Here is a 580-nt window from a genome sequence, read left to right as displayed (position 1 = left end):
ACTACAGGAGTAGTTGGTTTTGATGATGTAACTCATATTCCTGATAGAAAAGAAGGTGGAGAAAAAGACTTCTCACAACTTATAGAGCACGCTAAGAAGTGTAAAGCACCTGTACAGCTTGAAGAAGGTAAGATCCCAGGTGGTTTTGCTCACAATGCTGTTTTAAGTGTAGCTGATAAAGTAGTAGAAGCTGTTAAAGAAGGTCATATTAAGCGATTTGTAGTAATGGGAGGTTGTGATGGTCGACATAAAGATCGTGACTATTACACTAAATTTGCAGAAGCACTTCCAAATGACACAATCATCCTAACTGCTGGGTGTGCTAAATATAGATACAACAAATTAGACCTAGGAGATATTGGTGGTATTCCAAGAATTCTAGATGCAGGACAGTGTAACGACTCCTATTCATTAGTTGTAATAGCTAAAAAATTAGCTGAAGCATTTGGTTTAGAAGACATTAATGAACTACCTGTTTCTTATAACATTGCATGGTATGAACAAAAAGCTGTATTAGTACTTCTTGCATTATTGCACTTAGGTGTAAAGAAAATCTATATTGGTCCAACCTTACCAGCTT

Annotated in this window: 1 pseudogene; it reads left to right on the top strand. The window is 36.4% G+C overall.

Annotated elements, in window-relative coordinates:
* Nucleotides 1-580: pseudogene (locus CDO51_RS13155) on the top strand (hydroxylamine reductase); the annotation flags it as partial.

The sequence above is a fragment of the Natranaerobius trueperi genome, from assembly GCF_002216005.1.
GTDB classification, from domain to species: Bacteria; Bacillota; Natranaerobiia; order Natranaerobiales; family Natranaerobiaceae; genus Natranaerobius_A; species Natranaerobius_A trueperi.
This window is presented reverse-complemented; position numbering and strand designations above follow the sequence as displayed.